The sequence below is a fragment of the Pedobacter sp. GW822-FHT03F06 genome (genome assembly GCF_058801365.1).
Map to the genome: position 1 here is coordinate 550,362 of NZ_JBXANE010000001.1, position 18,933 is coordinate 569,294.

Here is an 18,933-nt window from a genome sequence, read left to right on the forward strand (position 1 = left end):
AAAAAAACGGAATGTTGAGTAGATTTAGCTTTCTTCATAATTTTGGGATTAAGGATGAATAATTTGTTAAGGGTAATACTGATTTCAAGCAAACCTTCAATCAGCAATTTGTTAGACAGTAATGGGGGTATTTGTTTGGTTGTTTTAATCTTTTCATGATCGGTTAAAGGTTTAGGTTTTGCTTCTAAAAACAGGATACAGCCGCTCTAAATTTGCTGCATCCATTATTTATTCCAGGTAGTTAATCTGGAATAATCTGGATCGATCTAATATTCTTATACTTGGTTGAAACAAATTAACTATAAAAAAAGCGGTCGTAGTGAGGGGTAATACGGTAATAAGTAGGGGTTAAATTGTTATTTTTTGGCCATTTTAACGGTTTTAACACTTTTTAGTCAACAATTAAACGTCAATACAACGTTTAATTGCAAAAAATAAAGGTTAAAGAAACAGGTTAAATATGGCTTCTTTTGATGCTGGTTTTAGGTAACGCTTCGGTATAGGATAATTCGTTTTTTAAACAGAAATGAATATAAAGAATTGTGTTATTTGACTTTGGTTAAAAAGGCTAGGAACAAAAAAGCTCCTCAGATCCTTCTTTTCAAAAGGACCTGAAGAGCAGTATTAATCAGCTAACTAAACGTTACTAATAACCTGGATTTTGCTCTAAAAGCGCATCTTTATTTAACTGAATTTCGGTTAATGGGATAGGTAACAATAAGTTTTTTGCAGTTAAGCCTTTTAAAGGTTTTGCAGCATCGTTACTATTTAATGTGATGGCACGGTCAACCAAAGTACCTGTACGCATTAAAGTCATTCTCCGGTTTTCTTCGCCAATAAGCTCGCGTGCACGTTCATCCAGTATAAAATTAAGATTAATATCAGAAGATTGTACCTGTCCTCTGGTAGGATAATCGGCAAATGCTCTTTTCCTTAATTCATTTATTGAAGCTGCAGCATCACTCAGTTTTCCTTGTTTAAACTGGGCCTCTGCAAGCAGTAAATAGGTTTCTCCGAGGCGCATCAGGATAAAATCCTTAATCATTGCAAAGCCAAAGGTATCGTTAGGATCGAATTGATTCCATTTGGTGATAGAAGGATTAATCTTAAATAAAGTATCAGGTCCGGTGTAAGGGATAATCTGGCCAAATTTGGCATTAGCAGGATCATTGTAATAAAATCTTCTTTTCACATTGTATTGCGAGTTACGAATATCACCAGGTTTATATAAGCTATACAGAAACCAATTGCTCAATCTTAACCTAGATAATCCTCTGCCACCTAAAGAATCGGCTAGTATCATTCCTTGAATGGCATAATATCCGGTTCCCCATACCCTTCTTTGCTGAGGACTATTGGTAATTCCTCCTACAACGCTCGATGGATTTTCTTGCTCCAATGTCCAGATAACCTCTCTATTATTTTGAGATCGGCGCTGGTTGCCATAAACGAATAAATCTGAATAATAATCTCCGGGAAGGCTTGCTTTAACTCCAAATCTGGCTTTGTTTAAACTAAACTTGCCACTGTTTATAATACCTAGTGCCTGTTGCTCGGCCAAATCATTTTTACCTGTCCTAAGATATACTTCAGCAAGTAGCTGCATTGCCATAAATTTATTTGCACGGCCATACATTTTGCCTTTTGTATTCGACTTAACTGCTTCAATATCTGGCAAATTTGCAACTGCAAACTGCAGATCATTTATAATAAAATCGTTAACCTCATTTAAAGGAGCTCGAACAAAGTCAGTTTTAGGTGCGGTAAGCGCATTTTTAATTAAAGGAACTCTGCCATAAAGTGTAGCCAGCGTATTATAGGCATAGGCCCGAAAAAACTTAGCCTCTGCATTTATTGCCGCTTTACCCTTTGCACTAATTGCACCTACAGATGGATTTTCTATACCATCAATAATTACGTTAGAAAGGTTAATCAGGATATAATTCCTGTTCCACATATATGCAGCAGCCCCATCGGTAGGTGTTAACTGTGTATAATCGTAATAAGGAACCTCAACACCCTGCTGGTTTGTTGTAGCATTGGCCACATCAGTACCTACCTGCCAAACACTTGGCCAACCCTGCTGATCTGAGTACGAATAAATTGTACTTACATGGTTGTATAAACCAATTAAAGAGGCTTCAAAACCTAACGAATCGTTCAGGGTAATTGGAGTATAACTCGAATATGGTTTTTCATCTAAAAAGGCTTTCTTGCAGGAAGAATAAAACATTAATGCAACTGCAAGACAAGAAAACAGTATATATTTTAATTTTTTCATGATCTTTTTTTAGAGGTAAATTATTTTAAAGAAATATTTGCTCCAAACACAAAAGAGCGTGTTAACGGATAATTATTAGTCCAATCTCCCGATCCACGGGTTGCATAATCGTTTTCAGGATCCCACCCGATCCAATCGGTAAAGGTGTACAGGTTTCTACCACTGGCATAGAGCGTTAAACTACCAAGATGGAGTTTTTCCATAATTTTAGGAGAAAAAACATAACTCACCGTTACATCTTTTATACGGGTATAGCTAGCGTCTGAAGCATAGCCGTAGCCTCTGGTGTTATTATAAGATAGCGCTGGACGTGTTGTACTTGGATTACTAGCCGTCCAATAGCCAATTTCGGCAGGTGTATTTCTTCTACCTGTTTCATCGCCATAATTTAAATCGGTATTGTTTCTGGTGATACCTTGTGCTGTTTGAATAAACACACTTAAGTTCCAGTTTTTGTAGTGGAAAGTATTGGTTAAGCCACCTGTCCATTTGGGAGCACGCTGACCAATTATTTCGCGGTCTTTATCTGCAGTAATTACACCATCACCATTAAGATCTGCAAATTTTAAGTCGCCCGGCTTAGCACCAGGATCTTGCTTTGATGCATCTTCTCCTGTTTGCCAAATACCTGTCATTCTATAATCATAAACAACACTTATTGGTTTGCCGATAAACCATCTGTTACCTAAATCATCTTTTCCATCTCCATAGAGATCAACGATTTTATTTTTGTTTGCAGTAAAATTTGCTGAAGTTTCCCATTTAAAATCTCCGTTGGTAATGTTCTTAGTATTTATGCTTAGTTCAATACCTCTATTTTCTACTTTACCCAGGTTATCAAGAATTCTCGAATAACCCGTTATAATCGGCAGACTTCTATTTAACAATAAATCTTTTGTTTTGCCACTATAAACATCCAATGTTCCACTCACACGATCTTTAAATAAAGAAAAATCTAAACCTATATTAGCAGTTGTAGTACTTTCCCAGTGCAGGTTGGCATTCCCTAAATTATTAGGAGCAACACCAATAGTACTTAAACCGTTAAAAGGTGAACGCAATGCACCTTCTGTAGTAATGGTTTGGTAAACACCAACCGCCTCGTTACCTGTTTTACCATAAGAGCCTCTTAATTTAAGGTTATTTACAAACGAAGCATTTTTCATAAAATCCTCTCTGCCAATGTTCCAACCTGCCGCTACTGAAGGAAAAATACCATATTTTGTGGTATTGGCCCCAAATACTGATGAACCATCTCTTCGTGCTGTTGCTGTAAATAAGTAACGGCTATCATAAGAGTAATTAACCCTGATCATCTGCGAGTTTAAACGATACTGATCGGCATAAGAATCACTGGTTTGCGTTGCTCCTGCACTTAATCTATTATATGAAAGCTCATCATTCACAAATCCTACCGCACCAGCTGTTGTATTGGTATATTTTCTTTGTTGGGCACTATATAAACCAGTAAAATCGAAATGGTGTTTTTGAATATCTTTTGTATAGGTAAGTATATTTTCTAATGTGTAGCTGTTGGTTTGGGCATAAAACGTTCTGGCAGTACCGAGCATATCATTTGCTTTTCTACCTGTGTAACTTGCTGTATTTTCTGGAAAGAAAGTATAGCCACCATTTAAACGATATTTCAATCCTTTTAAAACGCCAGAGAACTTAACCTCGGCATAACCATTTCCATTTAAGTTGGTACTTCTGCTGATCCGATCGGTAACTAAACCAAGCAAAGGATTGGTGTAAAGCTGTTCTGGATCCATCGGATATATTTTATATTCGCCTTTATCGTTGTAAATTGGCGAATATGGACTCATTGCGGTAGCAAAAAGTAAATTTGCTCTCCCTCCATCGTAATTATTTCCAGTGAAAAACAGGGACGTACCAACAGTTAAATAATCGGTAATATTAACATCTAAATTAGATCTTAAGCTTGTTCTGTTATATTGATAACCTTTTACCGGGCCTTTTTGATCCAGATAACCTCCTGATATAAAATATTTTACATCTTGACTACCACCAGAAATGCTTAAATTATGATCTTGCATTACTCCGGTTTGTGTAACTTCTTTTACCCAATCGGTAGTTGTACCTGAATTATAATAAGCAAGTTCTCCAAAATTAGGAACCGGGCTGGTTTGTGGCTGATTTATTTGCTTTAAATAATCAGCATATTTTTGAAGGTATTCTGCACCAGTTCTCGGCTTTAAAATATGGGCAATATTTTCTACCCCCGCGTAAGCATTGTACCTAATGGTAGGTTTGCCCGTATTACCTCTTTTAGTAGTAACAAGGATAACACCATTAGAACCATTAGTACCATAAATTGCGGTTGATGAAGCATCTTTTAATATCTCTACTGAGGCAATATCGTTAGGATTGATATCGTTTAAGGAACCCCCGGTTTTGCTCAATGGTACCCCGTCTACAACCACAAATGGCCCTGTACCGGCTGTAATGGAATTTTGACCACGGATAGAGGCTGCTGGTTGGCTCCCTGGAACAGATGAGCCACTGGTGATATTTACCCCAGCTACAGCTCCCTGGATAGCCTGCAAAACATTGGTAACCGGAAGTTGTGATAAACGTTCTTTCGGAACTGAAGCCACTGCACCGGTAATGTCTGAACGCTTTTGGGTACCATAACCTACCACCACTACGTCTTCTAAGTTCTTACCCTTATCTTCTGCTAGGGTAATGCTGAGTTGTGTTTCATTGGCAACCAATATTGTATTGGTTACATAACCTACAAAAGTGATGACTAAATTTTCTCCTTTTTGGGCTGTTATTTTAAAATTTCCATTGGCATCGCTGGCAACAACCCTATTAGTTCCTTTAACACTAATGGAGGCACCTGGAATGGGGTTACCCTGATTATCTTTTACTTTTCCTGAAATTGAGATTTGAGTAGTGGTTTGTGCAATGGACTTGTTTGATTTACCTAAGGATAGGATCAAGGCAAACAAAAATATTACCGCGCACTTAGATGTGTCTAGTAGTTTTCTTTTCATTTTTTATGATTATTTGGTTAGTTATATAATTGAACCGCTAACGTGATTCAAGGGTAGTTTAGCAAAAAAATATTTGTTAAACATTAATCTGACCTGATGTAGAAACCGTGCATGAATAGGGATGGATTGATTACAACAAAGTAACCACTTATTACCCCGATGGAGTGAGGGGTAATACGGTAATAAGTAGGGGTTAAATCGTTACTTTTTGTTAAAATTTGGCCTTTAACCCCTATTATTAAGATTTTTAAACGTTTAATCTACGTTTAATTTTTTAAGCGTATTTAAAATGGGCTGATCTATTGCCTTTAAAATATTTTGATCGGGTTTGATCAGTTCTAGAACAGCAATATCATTCTTGCCTTTTTTTAACCATTCTTGAGGGATATAAAGCGTTTGTTGTGGCCCAATTGCCCAATACTTTCCTAAGTTGTGCCCGTTAACCCAAACTACTCCTTTTCCCCAATCGGTCATATCTAAATAGGTATCTGCAATGGTTGAAATTTGGAAGGATCCTTTCTGCAATGTTGGGCCATTTCCGGTGCCAGTTGATGGAGTAGCTTTAGTAGTATAACTATTGATGTTGCTAAAAGGGAAGCCATACATCGACCAGTTTTTAACTTCAGTCCCGGCAAAAGTTACCTGTTCAGTAATTCCTTTTTTGTTCTCTAACAAATACTTGCCAAAGTTTACCCGCCCCATATTTTCGATAAAAATATCGAGTTGTACTTCACCTTTCGGGAGTGTTAATGCCAGCGTATTTTGGTTTAACCTACGGTCTAAAATACCTACCCTTTTTTGATTGATAAAAATGAGGGCATAATCGCGCAACTGTTTAATTTGCAATTCGCCTTTTTTACCTCCTTCAATAGTGGTGCGGTACAATACATAGCCATAATCCTGTTTAAGATCTTCGAAAGTTAAAGGGGTCGTATTTTTCACCGCTTTTGGCAGTGCATTAAACAAAGCTACTGTACTCTCCAGTTTAAAAGGTGCAATAGCGATACTTGGTTTAGCAGCTGGGATCGGCGGTAAAGTTTGTCCTCCCGGAAGATGTTTTTCGATCACGCTTCTAAACGCTTTAAATTTGTCCGTTACGTTCCCAGCCTCATTTAAAGGCGCATCGTAATCATAGCTGCTGGTTTGTGGCTCGTAAGGAGAAATATCTTTATAGTTTGCCCCATTCATAAAATCGCGGGTTGTACCGCCATGAAACATGTACATGTTAATCGAAATACCTGCCGCTAAAACAGAATCTAACTTTTTGGTGTATTGCGCTGCCGGAACAGTGTGATGAGGCGTTCCCCACCAATCGAACCATGCAGGGTACCACTCAGCTATAAAATACGGGCCTTTTCCATTATGGTTCTCGTTTACCAACTGCCTGATTTTTGTCGGATTATCAATTCCGTTTACGGCTGGCAGTAATCCATCTAAATGTCCATCTTTTACATCTGCAGCCGGATCGCAGGTATAAAGCAATCCATCGAAACCTGCTTCAATAAACATTTTTCTGTTGATATCTAAATAATTTTTGTCAGCAGCGTAAGAACCATACTCGTTCTCTACCTGTACCATAATAATGTTACCTCCATGATTAATCTGCAATGGTGCCAGCTGTTTCCCTACTTCTATAATATACTTCTTATACTCATCTAAATATTGTTTTTCGGTACTTCTCACCACAAGACCTTTTTCGTTCTGTAACCAGTAAGGATAACCACCAAACTCCCATTCTGCACAAACATATGGACTTGGTCTTAAGATAACCCATAGTCCTTCCTCTTGGGCGATCTTCACAAATTCAGCAATGTTATTATTGCCCGAAAAATCGAATTTTCCTTTTTGCGGTTCGTGCAGATTCCAGAATACGTAGGTACCGATCGTATTTAGTCCCATTGCTTTGGCCATTTTCATACGGGCACGCCAGGCTTCTTTTGGTACACGGGGATAATGTAACTCACCAGAAATTATCTGAAAGGGTTTTTCATCTAATAGAAAGGCTGTTTCTCCTAGCTTAAACGTATGTTTAGCTTGCTGGCCAAAAGCTGATAAGGAGAAACATATCGCCACCAACCATAATAATTTTGCTTTCATTTTTTTTAAAGTTGTTTTTAAGATGACCCGAATTTTGGGCAAAAAGATTCCAATTCGCGCATTTTTACGCAATTCATCATCCAGATTTATATAAAAATTTTGTTTTTTCTACTTTTTAAACACGCTCAGATCCCATTCATCTGCCCAGCTTATCGAAATTTTATCGTTCTCAAATTTGATTGGCAACCATAAGTAACGGCCATCAATGGCGTTTTTCGGTTCCCATTTATCGGCCATAAAAATAAATTCTCCTTTTTTGCCTGGTGCTGGTAATACATGTGTGCTCTGCCCACCATAAGTTAACTTAGCCCCTTCGCCCTGGCATGGATTTCCCATATAAGTCCACGGACCCCAGATGGAGCTTGCTTTGAACCATCTTGCCGGATTTGGCGCCCAACCTGTACAGCCCGAACCAACCATATAGTAGGTTCCGTTTTTCTTAAACAAAGCTGGTGCTTCTGTTTGCTGCCCCACATAAATTCTGATAAATTTTCCAGTATGCCCTAAATAATCTGGGGTTAACTCAGCTAAATGCAGCGTAAAATTTTCTTCAGAAGAGAATATATGATAGGCCTTCCCATCATCGTCTACGAAAACGGTCATATCTCTCGCCATTTGCCCGCCGGGTAAATCCCTGCAGAAAAAGCCATCACTTTTATTGGCTGGTTGCTGGCAGTTTACCATATCTTTTTCTGCTGTTCCTGCTGCATAAAAAGGCATTTTCTCTGGATTTGGGCGATAACTCTTGATAAATGTATATGGCCCGGTTGGACGGTCAGCCACCGCAACACCTGATCTTGCTGCTGCATAACCTTTGCCTAAAAGTTCTAAGTGAAACCACATCACAAACTTTTTGGTTTTCTTGTTGTACACCACCTTTGGTCGTTCCAGTATAGCGCCTTTAGCAATATCACTTTTCAAATCTTCGGAAACGGGAAGCGCGATTCCTTCATCTTTCCAGTTGTATAAATCTTTTGATGAGTAGCAATGCACGCCTACCTGTGCCGTATTTCCTTTTTCACCTTCAATTTTATGCTCGCCAAACCAATAATAAACGCCTTTATATTCAACAATGCCTCCACCATGCGCATTAATATGAACGCCTTTATCATCCTTCCAAAGTTTACCGGGCGTAAAAGAAGTATATGTTTGTTGTGCTGAAACATAACTATTTAGCCCTAAACTGAAGGCGATAAATCCTAAAACAAAACTGATTCTCTTATTCATCATTTTAATTAAATAATTTTTAACGTTACAAAGACGGTAATTTACTCACATCTTCTTCAATTGTATAGCTAATCCGCTATTTATTTTAAACTGGCACTATGATCGTTTTCAAAATTCTCGCCACTCCAGATCTTTTGTGCACTCCATTTCTCTGCCGGGTTGGCCCAAAAAGGATCTGCTTCTGGCAAACCTAGTGGCAAAAATATGTTTGAAGCAATATATGGGCTGCCCTGGTTGTTATAGAAATCGCCCAGGTTGGGCTGATCGCCATATAAACCTATCGTTAACCAACCATTTTTATAGGTGCTTGGGCTCTCTAAAGTTTTTTTGATTACGGCGGTTAAAGCGCAACGTACCTGAGCTGGACTTAACTGTTTTGGTAATGCTTTTCTCCAGGCCATATCGGCCAAATGATGAAATGCTGCACCGCGATAAATGATGGAGCGACCAGTTGCCGGGTAAGTGCCGTCGGCGTTAATTAATCTTTCCTGAATGACAGCATACCGTTCATTGCGTTTTTTAATCTTCTCGAACATCTCTTTATAACTGTTCGTTTTAGCACCAATGATATTAGCCAAAGTGGCCAGATAAGGGTGAATAACATAACTATTATAATAATCGAAGGCGAAGGATGTTCCATCGGTGTACATTCCATCGCCTGTGTACCATTGTTCCATTTGCTGTAGGGCATAATCAACCCGCATAGGATCCCAACTGTAACCGAACTTAGCCAGAAAAGCCTCGTTCATGGCAGAAAACAGTAACCAGTTAGAAAAAACAGGCTTGAATCTTCTGGTGGTAACGATCGATTTCATCATCAATTCCTGGTTCTTCTTATCCAGATTTTCCCACAACCAAGGTGCACGCACCAAAGCCAATGCTACATAAGAAGCATCTACCAATTGTTGCCCACCGATATCGAAATTCATAAAATCTTTAGCATTAGAATCCAATGCATTTTTTAGTCCCTGGATGGCCCACTCCCGGTACTGTTTCCTTAAAGCTACTTCTTCTGTAGAACCTCCTTCTAACTGTAACCATGGCGCAATACCACTTAAAACCCTACCCAAAACTTCTACATATTGTACTTTAATGCGGTGTTCTTTATTATCAATATGAATAGAAGTAACTTTTGGCATTGCAATACGAAGGCTGTCTTTAGCCAGGTTATACAAAACGGGTTTCACCATTTTATCCATCTGCTGCAACCACAACTGCCGATCGGTCAAAACCGCATTTTTGGTATTCTTGGTTTTCTTTTGCGCAAATGCAGAACCAGCAACCAAGATGAGTAATAAACCCGTAATTAAAATATTTTTAAGTCTCATTTTTTCCTATAAAATTTAGTTTTTGTTTGATAAATGGCGATACATCTCACATCCAGCCAACAAAAATGCGCCTACACCAAAATTCGCGGTAGAATTTGCATCAACTACCTGCCCCGGAATGGCCTTCTCTCCTATCGGCTGTACATACCCTAGTTTACCGTTAGGTTGCAATGCCATTTTGGTTAAATATGTCCATGCTTTTTGTGCTGCAGGTAAATAGTTTTTTTCTTTTAAATAACCGTTGTTTATCCCCCATAATAAACCATAAGTAAAAAAGGCTGTTCCACTGGTTTCTGGTCCAGGGGCATGTTGCGGATCTAGGATACTTCTGGTCCAATAGCCTTCTGCTTGCTGGCTTTTAACAATTGCTTTGGCCATATTCTGGTACTTACTCAGGTATTCGTTCCGATGTGGATCGTTAAGGGGAAGATCTTTTAACACTTTCGCTAAACCTGCAAATACCCAACCATCACCCCTTGCCCAAAAATCTTTCTTCCCGTTTACACTTTTATGCTTCGGATAAACATATTTGGCATCCCGGTAATAAAGTTTTTCCTTTTTATCGTACATAATGCTATTCGCATACGTAAAATATTCGTACAGCTTATCGAGATATTTTGGGTCTCCGGTTACTTTATAAAGTTTGGTCATAACAGGCATTACCATATACAAACCATCGGCCCACCACCAATAATCGTTATTGGGTGTGCTCATTTCATATTCCATTACCTCTTTTGCCCTTGCAATTTTATATTCTTCGGGTTTTAAATGGTATAAATCGATGTAGGTTTGAAAACAGATCTGCCAATCGCCAAACAGTACATGCTCATCTGTTTCGCCATATTTATATTTCCAGTTAGATTTATCAGTTGATTTAGCGCCCATCCACTTGTTATAAACAGCCCAATCTTCTGAATATTTACGGTAATTTTCGTTCTTGGTAATTCCATAAACTTCCATATTTCCGGTATGGTAAGCAGCATGATCCCAAAAAGCGCGTACCTCCGGTTTATTAGTGCTTTGCCAGTAGGTATTTGCACGGTCGATCATTTCGAGCACTTCCTCTTTTGAAGTTGAAGTTTGTGCATTTACAGCAGTGCTGCTAAAAAACAACAATAAGAAAAGCGCCTGATACAATTTTAAATTCATTAGTGTATTGGTTTAATGCCGTTTACGGTTGGAATTACAGGTTTAATAGTTCCATCAGTATTAAATTCCATTTTATCGATGCAAACTTCACGGTTGTAACCTGCAGCCCTTCCCATCGAAATTCCTTTTGGTCTTGTAAAACGATGATAAACCATGTACCATTCGTCTTTTCCGTTAACTTTGATTACACTGTTGTGTCCTGTTCCGTAAATACCTTGTGTTACATCTTTTGCCAGAATCAGGTTATTTTCCGGAATGGTTATTTTTCCTGTAGGTGAATCAGAAAAGCCATAACGTACCCTATAATTTTCGCTCCGGGTATCATCTTCCGACCATAAGAAGTAATACTTTCCATTACGATAGAAAACTTCGGTACCTTCTCTAAAACCGTTGTTTGGTGTAATAATTTTAATGTTATTGGTATCAATCGAAACCATGTCTGCATTTAATGGTGCAACAGCCATATACCCATTTCCCCAGTAAAGATAACTTTTATTGGTTTTAGGATCGTTAAATACATCTGGATCGATCTCCTGACCGCCTTTAATTCCGTTTGGTTTGCTAGAAATTAAAGCTTTTCCACTATCTTTAAACGGACCGGCCGGATGATCAGCAACGGCAACTCCAATTTTCTGTGCTGCGGTGAAATAATAGAAATATTGATAAGCGCCGTTTACTTTCTTTTCGATAATAGTAGGTGCCCAGGCATTCTTTTTCGCCCATGAAACATCTTTTTCAAGATCTAATATTTTACCTTCATCTGTCCAGTTAACGAGATCAGTTGATGAAAAACTTTTAAAATAGGTTCCACTCCAATTGGTAAAACCATCGCTGGTTGGATAGAGGTAATATTTACCCGTTTTATTGGAATATAAAATTTCCGGATCCGCGTAATAACCTTTTAAAACAGGGTTATTGGCTATATCAACACTTACCGAATAAGTTTTAGGTTGTTGATTGGCAATACTTATCTTAATTTTTACAGGACCTTTAGAAAAATCGAGTTTTCCCTTTGGTATGATGCTGATTTGGTTAAAAGTATTAAACTGCGGATCGAAAGCTTTTATATCTGTGCCGTAATTTACTGGCAGATAAAGTTTTTGGTTCACGCTGTCTAAAACAACATTATTTTGGTTGATTGCCTTATTCTGTGCACTTTGCAAAACAGATTCGATGGTGTACAACTGATTGAGCAACCTGCTTAGCTCTTGTTGATTAATAGGCAAAATAGTTCCGTGCCTTGGATGAAAATCCATTGTAATATCTTGATCAACTACACTGAAATTTGCCAAATCATTACTTTTGGTAAACTGGTAACGGCCTTTCATATATACATCATACATCAGGATATAATCATCACCGTGGTTCAACTTAAAAACACCTGCACCCTCTACAGCTTCTTTAGTTTGTTGCAGGTATTTATCCTGTAATACATAACCTTCCGTTAGTTGATTAGAAACTGCTTTTTTGATGCCATTGCCATTCCCTTCAGTTTTAAAGAACAGGTTGTATTTTCCTTTGTCGTAAATAATGTCTCCATCAATACATGAGCCATTGCTTGGACTAAAGAAGAGTTGCTTCGGGGCGGTTTCCAGGTCAGTAAAGTCAGTGTTGGCATAAGCGTAATAAATTTTATCAGGGTCATCGCCATGTTTCATCGACCAATAAACCATATATTTTTTGGCTTTTTTATCGTAAATGGTTTGTGGAGCCCAAACACGTAGCAGATTTTCGTTATTGGAAAAACGTCTTTGAATATTAACAACTGCCGATGTCCAGTGGATCAGATCAATTGATTTAAGCAATACCATTGCCCTGTTCGAGTTCCAGCCATTGGCCGAAACCATATCAGTGGCCACCATGTAAAAGGTTTTGCCATCTTCGCCACGCAAAATATGTGGATCTCGTATACCGCCAGTACTACTGATTTTTTCAGAAGAAATGACTGGATTATTGTTGTTTAAAGCTTTATAGTGATAACCATCGGTACTCACCGCAAAGCGTATCGCTTCTTCGGCTTTAGTGTTTCCGGTAAAATAGGTAAATAAATAAGCCGTATTTTCTTGAGATACCTTAGTTGTTTTTTTGCTTTGTGCCTGTACCAGGTTTATTGATAACAACAACAAAACAGCAAGTAGTGAAAGGTTATATTTTATAATGGGATGTCTCATTTTAAGGTTAATTCGCTATTTATTTTTTGGTTTCCAATCTAGGGTCTGCACTATTGTTGGTGGCTGGTTTGCCTTTCCTTCTCCATCTATCTGGGTAACATGCTGAAGAAACAGGCTCAAAATCCCTTTACTTTTCCAAAGTTCGGTATCGTAGCTGGGTTCCCAATCGCCCAGACTTTTTTGAGTAAGATCTTCAACCTTCCAATTCCCTGATCCGAGCGCATTGTTCAAAGCAATTGAAACCTTATTACCTCGTTCAGCATCCCTAAACAACAATCCTGCAGCGTAGTGTTTTCCATTCGGCCAAACGATAATCTGTGGTCGCGAAACCGGAATCTGTTTGGTACCTCCTCCGCTTAAACTAAAAGCTGTTTTTCTAAAATTAAGCTTGCTTACTTTCCAATGGTCATCTGTTTTAAAAACCAGGTGATATTGCGGGATGGTTTCGTTAGCATCGCGCCAATAACCAGCAATAAATACTTTTCCTTTGGCATCGGCAAACATCGATGTCTGGTTAATCAGCTCGCTTTTTTGCGGAATTTTAAATGCATATTCTGCATTGGCGGCAGTAATGGGAAGACTATATTTTTTATTGGTAGATTTTAACCAGGTTAAACCTCCATCAGTTGATTTGGCATAACATAAATCATGGTTACTGGCTACATCAGGGCTTTCGCGCCACACCCACGATAAATGAATGGTGCCAACCTGATCTACGGCTACCTGCCAATATGCATTTCGCTGTCCTTCGCCATCAATCATCCCATCCTGTACACGTACCCATTTTCTTGTCTTCAGATGATAACGATTTATCATCAGGTTTCCGTTTCCAGAGCCGCCATCGCGGTAAAAAAATAAGAGATCGCCATTGGCCAGCTTATAAAACTCAGGATAACTGACTTTATTTTCCTTTGCAGAAAGCATCACTTCTTTATTCCCTAAGGTTAATGAACCTGCTGAAACTGATTTGGCATAGTTTAGCTTGTTATTATGCTGGCCCCAGGCAATATGAAGGAAACCATCACCATCTACCATGATACTAATTGATTTATGAGCGTCGGTGGCATCGCCTTTATATGGTGTGGTAACTAATATCCAATCGGTTGAGCCAATTTTGCGTTTGGCCAATACCACATTTTGTTCGTGATCATAATAAGCAGCGTACTGGCTATCTTTATAGCTGATTAAAGAATTTTTTCGGAAAATAACAGTATTTACCGAGTTGTTCGCCCAGCCGTTGCTGGCGATGGTACTCAGTTGTGTTTCTTGTGCAACACTCATCAGGTTGATGCCGATGAATGCGCAGATTAGAAATATACTTTTATTTAGGAATTGATACATTATACGGTTTAGGGCTGCTCGGTTTCTTACATTTGGTAAAGCCGAAGTACCGAAATTTTTAAGCTTTAAACAGGGGGCTAAATCATACTTTGCAGGGGGCGTTTTAAGATAAACGCCTTTAAAAGCTCAAAATAGCGTAACTTTTATGTTGTGGCATTAATATTATAGTATTTATGAAAACTTTTTCGGTGTTTCTTAATAAATTCTGACGGCGTTAACTTAAACAGCTTTTGAAACTGCTCTCTAAAGTATTTACTATCATTTATACCTACTCTAAAGGCAGCTTCGTTAATATTTAAATTGGTATTGATTAACAGTTCGGCAGCCTTTCTCAGTCTGATAAAACGGATAAAACCATTGATAGACTGGCCTGAAGTGGCCTTGATCCTTTTGTAGAGATTAGAATGGCTCATTCCAAGATCAGATGCCAGTATTTTTACGTTAAAGTTGTCTTCCATCAAGTTTTCTTCTATAATGGTAATACACTTTTGAAGAAAGCCCTTATCTTCCTGAGATACTTTGTGGGCATCGCTCTTCAAGGTTATTTCATTGTAGAAATAAGACTGAAGGTTGGTTCTGTTTTTAATAATGCTATTAATTTTGGCTGTAAAAAGTTCTTTATCGAAGGGTTTACTGATAAAATCGTAGGCACCAACTTCGATTCCCTTAAGTTTTACCTCCGGACTAGGGTCGCCGGTTAACAAAATTACCAGAATATGGCTCAAGGCAGAATCCTCTTTAATCGCCTTACAGAGTTCGATACCGTTAAGGCCATCCATGTTTACATCAGATATTACGATATCAGGCAAGTATTCTTTACAGCGTTTCAGCCCGTCTGTACCGTTTTCTGCACGGTAAATTTTGAAATTATCCTGAAAAATATGCTTGATGTAATCTATAATTTCGGGGTTGTCATCAATAACCAAAATCGAGTGCAAATCTGAAATGAGCAATTCGAGGTTGCCTACATGCTCGGCATCGTTATTTTCGGCCTCTTCCTCTTGCGCTATGAGCTCGTTTACATAGGTTAATTCGTTTTGGAAAACACCGCTTTGCTGTTGCAAGTTTGGTTCTCCTACTGGAATATCGATCAAAAATATGGTACCCATCCCCTGGTTGGAGCGGAACGAAATTTTCCCTTTATGCAATTCTACAAAGTTTTTAGCCAGGTAAAGACCTATACCGAAACCCATCTTCAGCGATTCGTTCGACATTACCTTATAAAACTTTTCGAATAACTTTTCACCCACGTGTGCTGGTATGCCCGGACCACTATCGCTCACCTCAATCTGAACCCGCATACCAAGGGTTTTAACACTAAATTTCACAAAACCGCCTTTCGGGGTGAATTTAAGTGCATTAGAGAGCAGGTTAAAGAAAACGATTTCGAGTTTGTCTTTATCTGCATAAATATCCAATTCCTCTTCCTCGCACTCAAAAGTATATTCGATATGGTTCTGCTTTGCCAAATAATTAAAGCAAAGGAAAATCTCGTTTGTAAATTTGTAGAGGTTGATCCTTACAATTTTCAAAGCGTCGTTCTCACTTTCCGTTTTTCTAAACAGTAATAACTGATCTACCAGGCTTAACAAACGCCTCGAATTACGGTAAACAATATTTAAATCGTTCTTCTCTTGCCCTGGGTCTTTCTTATGGATAATATCTTTAATCGGATTAACAATTAAGGTTAACGGCGTTCTCAGCTCATGCGAAATATTGGTAAAGAAATTCAGTTTTTTCTCATTCAGATCTTTTTCACGCTCCATTTTAAGGTTGGTAATTTCTACCTCGTGTTTTAATCTTCTCTGGCGGTTACGATAGGTTTGAAAAAGATAAAATAGAGAAGATCCAATAATAAGGTAAATGGTATAGGCCCACCAGGTGCGGTACCAAGGGGGTAAAATCTTAATTATTACAATCTTTTCATTGTTGCTCCAGGCACCTTCGGTATCGGTACTTTTAATGTGCAGTTTATACTCCCCTTCATTTAACCTGGAATAATAGGCTGTGCTTAATTTATTTACATAATTCCAGTCTCTATCCCAACCTTCCAGGTAATAGGCGTAAGAAATCTGATCCTGAAAAGAGAATTCTATTGCAGCATAATCGATAGAAATTACCGCAGCACTAAATGGAATTTCTATGCGTGCTAAATTAACAACAGAGATATCATTATAACCTGAATCCTGATCGAGCGGGATATTATTGATCCTAAAATCGGTCAGCACCATTTTTGGTATCCGTTTATTTTTCTTAATGCTATCGGGCGAAAACAAATTGAAGCCACCAATTCCACCAAATAAAAAGTCACCATTTGTAAGTTTTAATGCCGCGTTATAATTAAACTGATTGCTTTGTAAGCCATCGGTAGCATAATAGTTTTTAAAGCTATGGTGTTTAACATCGAATTTTGATAAGCCATTGTATGTGCTACACCATAAATTACCTTGGGTATCCTGAAGGATATTGAGCACCGAATTACTTGGTAATCCATCGCTCTGGATATACCGCTTTATTTTTTTTGTTTCAGGATCAAAAAGCAATAAACCTCCACCTTCGGTGCCGATCCATATCTGATGATTAAAATCTTCCTGAATAGCTCTGATGGCAAAATTGATCCTCGTATATTTATGCTTTTTGTTTATTGGATCGATTTCGATCAGTTCCGTATAGTTCCCTGCCCAAAGTCTGCCTTTAGAATCCTGGAACAAGCTGTGGATATCCTTTAGATTATGGTCAAAAAGCTCAAATTTATCTGCAATTTTATTGTAACGGTACAATGCACCACCTTTTGTGGTACCTACCCAGATATTTCGTTGTTTGTCTTGATAAAGCTTCCAAATGTTAATGTCATCAACGCCTTTGTAGGTATTGTAACAGCTATAATGAACAAATTTACCGGTTGTTTTATTAAATCGATCTACCCCGCCGCTAAAACTGGCCACCCAAACGTTATGATCTGCATCGCTTAAAATACTGGTAACAAAATTACTGGTTAACGCGTTTGGATCGCTGGTTTTGGCATAATTGGCAAAAGTATTTTGCTTTCGGTTCCAAACACTTAAACCACCTCCATCAGTCCCAATCCAAATATTATTGTTTTCATCTTCGCTAAAGGAAAGTACAAAATTGTTAATTAAGGAGTTACTTTTTAATGGATCATGCTTAATGGTGGTAAACTGCTCGTTTTCTGGATCGATGATATTAACCCCACCACGCAATGTTGCGATCCACTTTCTAGATTCGTGGTCTTCGTAAACCTGGGCAACAGAATTACTGCTTAATAAGCCTTTTTCTTTTCCTGCAGATAGGTAATTTGTTTTTTGATTTTTTGTATTGTAAACAGCAATTCCTCCCCCATCAGTCGAAATCCAAAGTTTTTGTTGCCTATCAAACAACAAACTCATAATATTCTCATTGCTTAAATGCTGATTAAACTTAATGAGGCTACTATTGGCTTTATCAAATTGAAAAAGTCCGTGTTCTGTTCCAATCCAGAGTGTTTGGTTAGTGCCTTTTGCAATGCAAGTTACTGAGCGTATAGCAGCGGTTACTAAACGAAGTCTATGTTTTTCATTATCATATCTGCAAAGCCCTATATCTTTTATAAAAAGCCATAGGGTTTCTTGTTCATCAACATATAAAGCCTTTACAGTGAAATCGAAATTTTTGCCATATGGAATCCGTTCTGCTATGCTGCTATTCTTTTCGAGCATAAACAGGCCTTTTTCTTCAGTAGCTACATAAACAGCTAATGCTTTACTTATTGCAATGGAATTAATAGAATAACTTACTTCTTTTTTTCTTCCCTTGTCTAGATAAATCAACTGATGGAACTTGGAATCGGCATAATCATAATAAGAAATGCCTTTTTGCGTACCTACCCAGACCTTGTTTTTTGCATCTCCATTCAGTACCGTAATATGGTTATTCACTAATGAATGTTCTTCTCCCCATCCATTTCTAAAAACCTTAAAATGATAGCCATCGTAACGGTTTAATCCATCGTAGGTACCCATCCACATAAACCCAAAATGATCTAGATATAAGGAGTTTACTACATTATTAGATAGGCCACTTTCTACACCTAAATATTTAAGGCGTACAGTTGCAGACTGGGCAAAACAAATACCTGCGCCCATCCATAAAAAAAATATGAAGCAAGCCGTTTTTTTCTGAATAAGAAACATAGAGAAACCGTACCGTGGTATGCATGGCAGGAAACGAATATACATATTTTCCTAAAACTCAGCTATCGGAATTGTCTAGGATTAAATAGTAAAAATTGTAAAACTTCTCCTACATTAAAACAGCCCTAT

General features: G+C 38.1%; 9 protein-coding genes. All 9 read right to left on the reverse strand.

The genetic code is table 11. The annotated features are described in order from the left end of the window. Nucleotides 1–646 precede the first annotated feature (646 nt). The 9 genes from AC1RJ8_RS02175 to AC1RJ8_RS02215 all read right to left on the reverse strand — a co-directional run bounded on the left by AC1RJ8_RS02175 (nt 647) and on the right by AC1RJ8_RS02215 (nt 18,756). Nucleotides 647–2,281, reverse strand: coding sequence for a RagB/SusD family nutrient uptake outer membrane protein (locus AC1RJ8_RS02175; protein WP_492951992.1), 1,635 nt, complete (start codon nt 2,279–2,281; stop codon nt 647–649). A 20-nt stretch (nt 2,282–2,301) separates the two neighbouring features. Further along, a complete protein-coding gene (locus tag AC1RJ8_RS02180) occupies nt 2,302–5,301 on the reverse strand; it encodes a SusC/RagA family TonB-linked outer membrane protein (protein ID WP_492951991.1) in 3,000 nt (999 codons plus the stop codon). Between the two features lie 255 nt (nt 5,302–5,556). Continuing rightward, a complete protein-coding gene (locus AC1RJ8_RS02185) occupies nt 5,557–7,398 on the reverse strand; it encodes a glycoside hydrolase family 35 protein (protein ID WP_492951990.1) in 1,842 nt (613 codons plus the stop codon). A 108-nt stretch (nt 7,399–7,506) separates the two neighbouring features. Then, entirely contained in the window at nt 7,507–8,628 is a 1,122-nt protein-coding gene (locus AC1RJ8_RS02190; protein WP_492951989.1) for a glycoside hydrolase family 43 protein, read from the reverse strand. A 77-nt stretch (nt 8,629–8,705) separates the two neighbouring features. Further along, nucleotides 8,706–9,953 (reverse strand): DUF2264 domain-containing protein, encoded by a 1,248-nt coding sequence (locus tag AC1RJ8_RS02195; protein ID WP_492951988.1) that lies wholly within the window; start codon nt 9,951–9,953, stop codon nt 8,706–8,708. Nucleotides 9,954–9,968: 15 nt separating this feature from the next. Beyond that, a complete protein-coding gene (locus tag AC1RJ8_RS02200; RefSeq protein ID WP_492951987.1) occupies nt 9,969–11,102 on the reverse strand; it encodes a glycoside hydrolase family 88/105 protein in 1,134 nt (377 codons plus the stop codon). Then, complete coding sequence (locus AC1RJ8_RS02205; RefSeq protein WP_492951986.1) at nt 11,102–13,273, reverse strand: glycoside hydrolase family 43 protein; 2,172 nt, start codon at nt 13,271–13,273, stop codon at nt 11,102–11,104. The genes AC1RJ8_RS02200 and AC1RJ8_RS02205 overlap by 1 nt, the downstream gene beginning before the upstream one ends. A 15-nt stretch (nt 13,274–13,288) precedes the next feature. Beyond that, a complete protein-coding gene (locus AC1RJ8_RS02210; protein WP_492951985.1) occupies nt 13,289–14,614 on the reverse strand; it encodes a BNR repeat-containing protein in 1,326 nt (441 codons plus the stop codon). Between the two features lie 143 nt (nt 14,615–14,757). Beyond that, entirely contained in the window at nt 14,758–18,756 is a 3,999-nt protein-coding gene (locus tag AC1RJ8_RS02215; protein WP_492951984.1) for a two-component regulator propeller domain-containing protein, read from the reverse strand. Between the last annotated feature and the right edge of the window lie 177 nt (nt 18,757–18,933).

What these genes read in the sequence shown, in the direction of transcription:
- AC1RJ8_RS02175 (WP_492951992.1), bottom strand. Translation starts at nt 2,281, where the DNA reads ATGAAAAAATTAAAATATATACTGTTTTCTTGTCTTGCAGTTGCATTA.
- AC1RJ8_RS02180 (WP_492951991.1), bottom strand. Translation starts at nt 5,301, where the DNA reads ATGAAAAGAAAACTACTAGACACATCTAAGTGCGCGGTAATATTTTTG.
- AC1RJ8_RS02185 (WP_492951990.1), bottom strand. Translation starts at nt 7,398, where the DNA reads ATGAAAGCAAAATTATTATGGTTGGTGGCGATATGTTTCTCCTTATCA.
- AC1RJ8_RS02190 (WP_492951989.1), bottom strand. Translation starts at nt 8,628, where the DNA reads ATGATGAATAAGAGAATCAGTTTTGTTTTAGGATTTATCGCCTTCAGT.
- AC1RJ8_RS02195 (WP_492951988.1), bottom strand. Translation starts at nt 9,953, where the DNA reads ATGAGACTTAAAAATATTTTAATTACGGGTTTATTACTCATCTTGGTT.
- AC1RJ8_RS02200 (WP_492951987.1), bottom strand. Translation starts at nt 11,102, where the DNA reads ATGAATTTAAAATTGTATCAGGCGCTTTTCTTATTGTTGTTTTTTAGC.
- AC1RJ8_RS02205 (WP_492951986.1), bottom strand. Translation starts at nt 13,273, where the DNA reads ATGAGACATCCCATTATAAAATATAACCTTTCACTACTTGCTGTTTTG.
- AC1RJ8_RS02210 (WP_492951985.1), bottom strand. Translation starts at nt 14,614, where the DNA reads ATGTATCAATTCCTAAATAAAAGTATATTTCTAATCTGCGCATTCATC.
- AC1RJ8_RS02215 (WP_492951984.1), bottom strand. Translation starts at nt 18,756, where the DNA reads ATGGGCGCAGGTATTTGTTTTGCCCAGTCTGCAACTGTACGCCTTAAA.